This is a genomic window from Glycomyces sp. NPDC046736 (genome assembly GCF_040645615.1).
GTDB lineage: Bacteria > Actinomycetota > Actinomycetes > Mycobacteriales > Micromonosporaceae > Glycomyces.
Genome location: NZ_JBEYYO010000008.1, coordinates 183,205 through 191,705 on the forward strand (window position 1 = coordinate 183,205; position 8,501 = coordinate 191,705).

General features: G+C 68.9%; 6 protein-coding genes and 1 tRNA gene. 2 read left to right on the top strand and 5 right to left on the bottom strand.

The features are described from left to right. Nucleotides 1-6: 6 nt before the first annotated feature. Entirely contained in the window at nt 7-3,264 is a 3,258-nt protein-coding gene (locus AB0B28_RS10770) for an AAA domain-containing protein (protein ID WP_360119487.1), read from the bottom strand. A 148-nt stretch (nt 3,265-3,412) separates the two neighbouring features. Beyond that, nucleotides 3,413-3,498: transfer RNA gene (locus AB0B28_RS10775), tRNA-Leu, on the bottom strand. Between the two features lie 156 nt (nt 3,499-3,654). Between AB0B28_RS10775 and AB0B28_RS10780 the strand changes: the two genes are divergently transcribed. Both AB0B28_RS10780 and AB0B28_RS10785 read left to right on the top strand, forming a co-directional pair. Beyond that, the gene (locus AB0B28_RS10780) at nt 3,655-4,668 is read left to right on the top strand and encodes a phosphotransferase (RefSeq protein ID WP_360119489.1); all 1,014 of its coding nucleotides are present in this window, start codon (nt 3,655-3,657) and stop codon (nt 4,666-4,668) included. A gap of 54 nt (nt 4,669-4,722) precedes the next feature. Then, the gene (locus AB0B28_RS10785) at nt 4,723-5,817 is read left to right on the top strand and encodes a C45 family peptidase (protein WP_360119491.1); all 1,095 of its coding nucleotides are present in this window, start codon (nt 4,723-4,725) and stop codon (nt 5,815-5,817) included. Here AB0B28_RS10785 and AB0B28_RS10790 read toward each other — a convergent pair. The 3 genes from AB0B28_RS10790 to AB0B28_RS10800 are packed head-to-tail and all read right to left on the bottom strand — an operon-like array spanning nt 5,814 to nt 8,235. Next, nucleotides 5,814-6,689, bottom strand: a complete 876-nt coding sequence (locus AB0B28_RS10790; protein WP_360119493.1) for an RNA methyltransferase — start codon at nt 6,687-6,689, stop codon at nt 5,814-5,816. The two genes, AB0B28_RS10785 and AB0B28_RS10790, sit on opposite strands and share 4 nt — an antisense overlap. Before the next feature lie 13 nt (nt 6,690-6,702). Then, entirely contained in the window at nt 6,703-7,740 is a 1,038-nt protein-coding gene (locus AB0B28_RS10795) for an SPFH domain-containing protein (RefSeq protein ID WP_360119495.1), read from the bottom strand. 51 nt (nt 7,741-7,791) lie between these two features. Further along, nucleotides 7,792-8,235, bottom strand: a complete 444-nt coding sequence (locus AB0B28_RS10800; protein WP_360119497.1) for an NfeD family protein — start codon at nt 8,233-8,235, stop codon at nt 7,792-7,794. Between the last annotated feature and the right edge of the window lie 266 nt (nt 8,236-8,501).

Sequence of the window (8,501 nt, forward strand, 5' to 3'; positions counted from 1 at the left end):
TGTCGGTCATTTGGGGCTTCCGAGGGTTGCGGCCAGTTCGGCGAAGTTGGGGAGTTTGGACCAGGTCTCGTGGTTGCCGATCACGTAGAGGCGGCGTTTGGCGCGGCTGACGGCCACGTTGACGAAGTTCGGCTTCTCTGCCGCGAAACCGCCGGCACGGGGCTTCGCGGGGTCGCCGCCGAGGACCAGGATCACGATGTCGGCCTGCTTGCCTTGCGCGGTGTGCACGGTGCCGGCGCCGCCGAGGCCGTTGCGGCGCTTGTTCAGTTCGGCGGCGACTTCGCGGAACGGGGTGATGACCATGACCTCGCCCATGTCGAACCCGTGGTTTCGCAGGTGGGCGAGGAGGCCGTCCAAACGCTCGCCTTCGGCGGGGATCCAGTGGCCGTGGTTGCCGTCGGCCCGGACGTCGAGCCACATGCTCCGAGTCAGGACGCTTTCGGTCTTCGGGAGCAGGAAGTCGCCTCGGTCCGGGGTGTCGTTGATCATCAAACCGTCATAGGCGATCTCGTTCGAGATCGAGAACATCGGCTCGTCGCAGCGGCGGTGCACGGTCAGCGGCGAGCCGACCCACAGCGGCGCGTCCGGTCCGGGCAAGGTGGTGCCGAACCTGGTGTGGGCGTCGGCGAGTCCCTGGACGGAAGTCCACCCCGGCAGCCAGTGGTCGCTCAGGCCGTAATGCTCCCGCAGCGATTGCTGGATCGTGTGCGGCAGCGAAAGCACCGGCTCCAGTTGCAGCGGGTCGCCCACGGCCATCACGTGGCTGGATCGCCAGATCGCGCCGACCGCGGCCTGCGGTGTGGCCTGGCCGGCCTCGTCGATGAACAGCCAGCCGAGATCGCCTTCGCTCAGACCGTCGAACTGGCGCGCCACCGATGCGAAGGTCGTCGACACGACCGGGACGGCCAGGAACAGCAGTTGCCATGCCGCCAAACGGGTCTCGTGCGCGAGCTCAGGGGGAACGGAGCGATTGACGACGTCGACTGCGATGCCGAGTCCGCGTCGGAACACGGCCGCGTTGTGCTCGATGAACGCCCGGTGCAACCGAAGCGACTCAAGGAACAGCTCGGAGCGGGCGGCGTTGAACTCCTCGTCGCACCACGGGGCGCACAGCTCTCGGGCGCGGCGGTCGTCTCCGAGCTCGGGGAAGGCACGTCCGAAGCGCTGCTTGACCTTCGCCATCGAGTCCCGATAGCGCTCGCGCGCGGCCCTGGCCTTCCGCAGATCGGCCTCGATGTCGGCGAGTGTCGTCTCCCGGTCGGCCACGGCCCGTTCGGCGACGACGATCTGCGTCTCGTTCTCCTGCAACCGATCCCAGGCGTCGTTGGCGGCGGCCACATAGGTCCGGGCGCGCTGCCGCCAGTCGCGGAGCTCACCGCCGCCGCGGAGCAGGGCGAGAAGCAGACCGGGCCGTTGGCGGTCCCAGTCGTCGCGAATCGATCTGGTTCGTTCGAGCTCGGCGGTCGCGGCCTCGCATCGAGCGCGAGCGGCGCCGAGTTCGCGTTGTTCACGTTCGTGGTGCTGCCGGGCGATGACGATCGCGACTTCGAGCGAGTCGACGTCGATGTCGTACCGTTCGCGGTCCTGCCAGGCTCGGAAGTGCCGCTCGCGCTCGGCCGCCATAGCGAGGACCTTGCTCTCAGCGGCTTTGAATCGCTTGCGGGCCTCCGCCCAGGTGCGCTCGGGCCGACACGATTTGAGGTGGGCGAGCATCCCGGGACGCGCCTCGTCTCGGCTTCGGCTCTCCTTGAGGCCGAACCAGAACGCCTTGGAGAACCGGCCTCGGTTCTCCGCGTTGCCGAGGACGGCGGCCATGAGCGACCACGCAGGCTCCCATTCGTCCTCGCTCTCGTTCAGGCGAGTCGCATTGAGGACGGTCTGGCCGATCTCGGAGAAGTAGTCGATCGCTCCGCGCCAGCGCTCGTCGATCTCGTGGAGGTGCGGGGTCTCGGCGGTGACGTTCTGGACCGCGCCGTTGTTGGAGGAGGCGACGGTGATCTCGTAGCCGCACAGCTCGGGCCGCAACTGCGGGACCCGGAAGCGGCGTTCGTCGTTGGTGAACTGGTGGTCGGTGACGAAGCCGTCCCCGGGGCGGGCGAGGTCGGCGAGCCGGCGGGCGCGTTCGGTGATCAGGGCGGCGAACATGTCCCGCAGGAGCGTGGTCTTGCCGGTGCCGGGCGGTCCGTTGACCCCGGTGATCTCACCTCGGGCGGTCGCTTCGGCTATGGCGTTGTTCACCGCGAGCTGCTGGCCGAGGGCGAGCGAGTGGGCGGGCGGGGCGGGCCAGCGTCCGAGCGGGATGCGGGAGGGCCGAGTGGCCTCGTAGACGGCGTGGAGGTCGTTTCGGACGTCGATGCGACCGGATCCCGCGGCCTCGCGAAGGTACGTGTCCAGAGCCCCATTGAGATGGCCGGCTCGGATCTCGTGGCTGATGGCGGAGAGGTCCTCGGCGATGAAGCTGTTGAGGAAGTCCGATTTCGACGCCTGCTCTTCGTCCCGGGGACGGACGACCTTGCAGGCGATGCGGATCGGCGGGTGCTGCTGCGGGAGGACTCCGGTGGTGCCGGTGAGCGCGAGCAGGACGTTTCTGACCTCTTCGAGCAGTGCGTGGTCCATCGGCAGGTTCCGGGTGCTCCGCTCGGGGTCCGATCCGTCGTCGTTCGCGTCCAGCAGCGATTCGATCTGGTCTTTGACGTTGCCGAACGCTTCGGTGCCGTCGATGCCCAGGAGCAGACCGGAGAGCTGCCCGAGCAGGTCCTTGACGAGCCGGTCTCGGCGGCGTCTGCGTTCGAAGATGAGGTCGAACAGTTCGGTGAAGGTCCGCTGGGCGGTGCCGAGCCCGTCGCTCCATCCCGGCCGCATGCCTTTCAGCAGGTGGACGCGGCCGAGACCCCAGGCGCTGGAGGAGAGCACGGCCGAGTCGGGCAGCAGGCGCCCGTCAGAGTCGAGCTCGAACCCGGCGAGAGCGGCCTCCCCGCGGCCCCGCGCGTCGTACGCGTCGTCGGCCTGGCCGCAGTAGCGGCTGAGCACGTCGAAGGTCGCGTCGAGAGGGAAGACTCCGCAGTAGACCATGTAGCGCCAGCGCTCGCCCCGCTTCAAAGGCCTTCGAGCGGCCGGCTGATCCCCCTCCCAGGGCAGCGGTTCGCCCTCGACGACGTCGTACACGTACTGCCGCGGGTTCTGCCGGGGGACGCGCTGCGGTTCGAAGATCTCGACGTCTCGCCAGTATCGAACGATGTCGGAACGGGAGTCACGAGAACGCACGGGGAGCATCACCTGCAAGCCGGGGAGGGACGAATCGTGACGATGAGTGTACCGAACGCGAACCCCGGCCGCCCCCACCCGAATCCCCGCGGCCACAACGACAACGGGCAAGCGAAAAGGCCCTGGAGAACCAGGGCCTTTCGAAGTGTGCGCGAGGGGGGACTTGAACCCCCACGTCCATTAGTAGGACACTAGCACCTCAAGCTAGCGCGTCTGCCATTCCGCCACTCGCGCGTGCACACAGAAGTGTATATGTAGTTTGTTTTGCCTGCCAGTTGGGCGTTTCGGCTTGCCCCGGCACGAGATGGAACTTTACACGACGGTTCGGGGGCGGGCGCAAGGGGGGTTCGCGGTCGGGTGGGCGGGTGGGCGGCGGCTACGCTTGGGGGCATGACCGTGACCGCGCCTCGACTCCCCGACGCGGCGCTGGGACATTGGGATCTGGGTCAGATCTATCAGATGCAGCGGGTCCAGACCGGGTTGATGAACCGGTCGTGGCGGGTGGACTCGTCCTCCGGGTCCTACCTGCTCAAGCTGTTCCGCGATGTGACCGGGCCGGAGCTCCAGTTCCAGTTCCACGTGCTCCAGACCTTGGGCGCCTCGGGGGTGCCCGTGGTGCTGCCGGTGCTGAGCCGGGACGGGCGGACCACCATCTTCCTCGAAGGCGAGGAGTTCGGCGTCTTCCCGTGGGTCGGCGGCCGTCACCGCTCCGGGCTCTCGATGAGCCGCGACGCGTGCCGGGACCTCGGCTCGGTCATCGGCAGGCTCCACCGCACGCTCCACCAGGCGATCCCGGCCGACCGCGCCCCGAAACCGGAGAACCCGCCCACCACCGAGGCCGCGCTCCAGAAGGTCGACCGGCTCCTGGAGCTGGTCGCGGCCGGGCGCGGCGACAAGACCGGGTTCGAGGCCACCGCCGAGCAGACGCTGCGCCTCAAACGCGGCCTGCTCGTGCGCCTGGGCGACCGCAGGCCCCCTGACCTGGCGCCCCAGTACACCGGGTACACGCACGGCGACCTCCACCCGCACAACGTCCTGCACGGACCGGACGACCGGATCTCGGCGATCCTCGACTGGGACCGGCTGGTCGTCTCCTCGTACGCGCGGGAGATGGCCCGGGCTGCGGTGTTCTATTTCACGTACGGCGACGAGCGGGGCCTGGACTGCGACCGGATCAGGGCCTTCGCGGGCGGCTACCGGTCGGTCTTCGACGTCGGCGAACCCGAGATCGGGCTCGCCACCCACCAGCTGTGGTGGGACCGCCTCACCGACAACTGGGTCATCGAATGGCATTACGTGCGCCACAACTCGGCGTGCGACCACCTGCTGCCGGGCCAGACCGGCCTGGTCAAGTGGTGGACGATCCACTACTCGCAGGTCGAGCAGTCGCTCATGGGGCGCTAGAGCGCGCGACAAAGCCGCTGGTGTTCCGGTATCGGGTTTGTCACAATGGCTCGCATGACTCTTCCCCTTCTGCACCTTCAAGGAAGCCCCTACCGTCAGGGCGTCCAGCACGGTGAGCGGCTGCGCGACCAGATCGCGGCCAACATCGCCGTCTACCGGTCCCGGATGCTCACCTCGGGCATGACCGAGGAGGGCCTGGCCGAACGGGCCCAGCGCTACCTCGGGGTCTTCACCCGCGAGGACGCCGACTACCGCGCGACCATGGACGGCATCGCCGAAGGCGCCGGGCAGCACCTGCTCGACATCACACTCCTCAACGCGCGCTACGAACTCCTGTACTCGGCGTGGAGCGAGTTCGGGCGGCCCACCATCGAGGGCCTGCGCTCCGAATGCACCGCGTTCGGCGGCGCCGACGGCGTCTTCGCGACCGGCGGGGCCAAGATCGGGCAGAACTGGGACTGGTTCACCGGCGTCGAAGGCGCACTGCTGCAATGGAAGCACGGCGAGACCACGGTGCTCGGATTCACCGAGGCGGGCGTGGCCGGAGCCAAGATCGGACTCAACAGCGCCGGAATCGGCCTGTGCGTCAACGGACTCGGCGCCAGCGCCGACGACTGGAAGATCGAGTCGACCCCGTTCCACCTGCGCACCTGGCGCATCCTCCAATCCGAGACGCTCCCCGAGGCGGTGGGCCACGCGACCGCGCCCCGTCCCGCGTGCTCGTCGAACTTCTTCATCGGCAGCGCCGAAGCAGGGGTGGCGACCGTGGAGACCTCACCGCTCGGGTCGCGCGTGATCTACCAGGACGGCGACGCGCCCTTGGTGCACGCCAACCACTTCCGCAACCCTGACGCGCTCGGGGTGTACCAGAGCTGGCTGGAGACGGGCCGGGTCTCGACCTACCACCGCTGCGAGCGGATGGAGAAGTTGCTGCACGAGGCGGGCCCGCTCACCACCGAGCAGCTGCACGCGGCGATGCGCGACCACGACGGCGGGCCGATCGCGATCTGCCGCCACCCGGTCGAGTCCGACCCCGAGGAGCTGCGGACGCACACCGCGCTCGCGGCGATCCTGGAGCTGGACGCAGGGCGGTTCTCCTACACGTGGGGTCCGCCGTGCGAGTCGGAGTTCACCACGGTGTCGATCTAGGACGTGCCTCGCGGGAACGGTTGCGACAGTTCCCAACAGGCCACCGCCGTCGCGGCGGCCACGTTGAGCGAGTCGACTCCGGCGTGCATCGGGATCAGGACCGTGCGGTCGCAGGCGTCGAGGGCGGCCTTCGTCAGGCCCGGGCCCTCGGCGCCGAACATGAGCGCCGGGCGTTCGCGCTCGCGCGCGGTCACGTCGGCGATGTCGATCGCCCCGCGCGAGGGGCTGAGGCCGAGGAGCGTGAACCCGGCCTCGCGGACCTGCTCCAGGCCCGAGGGCCACGGGTCGAGGTAGGCGTACGGCACCGCGAACACCTCCCCCATGCTGACGCGCACGCTGCGGCGGTACAGCGGGTCGGCGCAGTCGGGGGCCAGGAGCACGCCGTCGAAGCCGAGCCCTGCCGCGACCCTGAAGACGGCGCCGATGTTGGTGTGGTTGTTGAGGCCTTCGAGGACCACGAGTCGCCCCACGGTGCGCAGCAAGTCGGCGGGCGCGGGGAGTTCCTTGCGGTGGAAGGAGGCCAGGGCGCCGCGGTGGACGTGGAAGCCGGTCACCGATTCGAGGACGTCGGGCCCGGCGGTGTAGCAGGGGGCGTCCTCGGCGAGGTCGGCGAGCTGGTCGGCGCGCTTGGCGTCGATGAGCATCGACCGCATCCGGTACCCGGCCCGGAGCGCGCGGGTGATGACCTGGTGGCCTTCGGCGATGAACAGGCCGTGGGGCTGCTCGAAGCGGGTGCGCAGGGCGAGGTCGGTGAGGGCGCGGTAGTCGCCGAGGCGTTCGTCCTCGGGGTCCTGGACTTCGATCACGTGGTCGGGCACCCGGTGATTCTGCCTCATGGGACGCGAAACGCCCCCGGACGGGTCCGGGGGCATCGCGTCGTGGGCCCTAGGCCGGTGCGGGCGGCAGCTCGGCCGTGGTCCCGGACTTGCCGTCGATGTCCTGGACCTCGCGGGCGGCCTGTTGGGCCGCTTCGAGGGCCTTCTTGGCCTCGTCGTCGAGTTCGAGGGCGCTGGTGTCGACCTCGATGTCCTCTTCCTCGGACGAGGCGGCGTCGGGGGCGCCGCCGAAGGCGTTCCCGATGCCGCCGAGGGCCTTGGTGAGCTCGGCGGGGACGACCCAGACCTTGTTGGCGCTGCCCTGGGCGATCTCGGGCAGCTTCTGGAGGTACTGGTAGGTCAGGAGGCGGTCGGTGGGCTTGGCGTTGTGGATCGCGGCGAACACCGTCTGGATGGCCTTGGCCTGACCGTCGGCGCGCAGCACCTCGGCGTCGCGCTCACCCTTGGCGCGCAGGACCTGGGCCTGCTGCTCGCCTTCGGCCATGAGGATCGCCGAGCGCTTGGTGCCCTCGGCGTTGAGGATCGCGGCGCGGCGGTCGCGCTCGGCCCGCATCTGCTTCTCCATGGCGTCGCGGATGCTGAGCGGCGGCTCGATCGAGCGCAGCTCGACGCGGGTGACCTTGAGGCCCCACTTGTCGGTGGCCTTGTCGAGCTCGGCGGCCAGGCGGGCGTTGATCTCCTCACGGCTGGTGAGGGTCTTCTCCAGGTCCATCGAGCCGACCACGTTGCGCAGCGTGGTGGTCGTGAGCTGCTCGACGCCCGCGAGGTAGTCGTCGATGTTGTACACGGCCGCGGTGGGCTGCGTGATGATGTAGTACAGGACGGTGTCGATCTGCACGCCGAGGTTGTCGGCGGTGATCACCGGCTGGGGCGGGAAGTTGACCACGCGCTCGCGCAGGTCGACCTTCGCGCGGACGGAGTCGACGAAGGGCACCAGGAGCCGCGGGCCCGGTTCGAGGGTGCGGCGGTAGCGGCCGAGTCGCTCGATGATGTAGTTCCATTGCTGCGGCACGATCTTGATCGATCGGAACAGCACGATGATCAGGAAGAACGCGATGATCAGCAGGAGTATGCCGAGGGCATCCATGGTGTGCTTAGCCTCCAGTGGTCTGGCGGATCGGTGGGCTTTACAAGGTCGTTATGTCTGCTTCCAGATGATGACGGTGGCCCCTTTGATTTCTACCACCGTGGCGCTCTCGCCGGGTTCCAGCACCTGGTCGGGTTCGAGGGGGTAGGCCGTCCAGTTGTCGCCGGCGATCTCCACGAGGCCGCCGGAGAGGTCGACGGTCTCGATCACGCGGACTTCGGCGCCTTCGAGGGCGCGCGTGCCGAAGGAACTGGCGGTCTGGTGCTTGGGGTCGGACTCCAGTGCCTGCTTGAGGAAGGGGCGCAGGCCCCAGATCGAGGCGATCGAGCCGACCCCGAAGAAGATCGCCTGGAGCCAGAAGGGGGCCCCGAAGGCGGCGGCGATGCCCGCGGCGGCGGCCCCGGCACCGACCATGGCCAGGACCAGGGTGCCTGTGAAGAGTTCGGCGACGCCGAGGATCACCGCGGCGATGATCCAGAATATGACGGGTTCCACCCCACAAGCATGTCATGCGTTTGCTACCTGCGGGGATTGCGGTGCCGGGCCCGCGCATCGCGCGGCCCGGCAAAGGCGTTGGGCGAGTCGATATCCGCCCGGTCGTAGCCTCGGAAGCAGGCGGCCCTGCGAGTACCGGGGCGGTATTCGCAGGGCCGTCGAGGCTAGGGGGTGTTTGGGAACCCCCGACGGCCGTTATCCGGCCCATTCGCCCGCTCGCTTCGTTGTCGGCCTTCCCGATACAACACCGGTATCGGGAAGGCCTT

Coding starts and splice junctions, on each gene's coding strand:
- AB0B28_RS10780 (WP_360119489.1), top strand. CDS start 3,655: ATGACCGTGACCGCGCCTCGACTCCCCGACGCGGCGCTGGGACATTGG.
- AB0B28_RS10785 (WP_360119491.1), top strand. CDS start 4,723: ATGACTCTTCCCCTTCTGCACCTTCAAGGAAGCCCCTACCGTCAGGGC.
- AB0B28_RS10790 (WP_360119493.1), bottom strand. CDS start 6,689: ATGCCCCCGGACCCGTCCGGGGGCGTTTCGCGTCCCATGAGGCAGAAT.
- AB0B28_RS10795 (WP_360119495.1), bottom strand. CDS start 7,740: ATGGATGCCCTCGGCATACTCCTGCTGATCATCGCGTTCTTCCTGATC.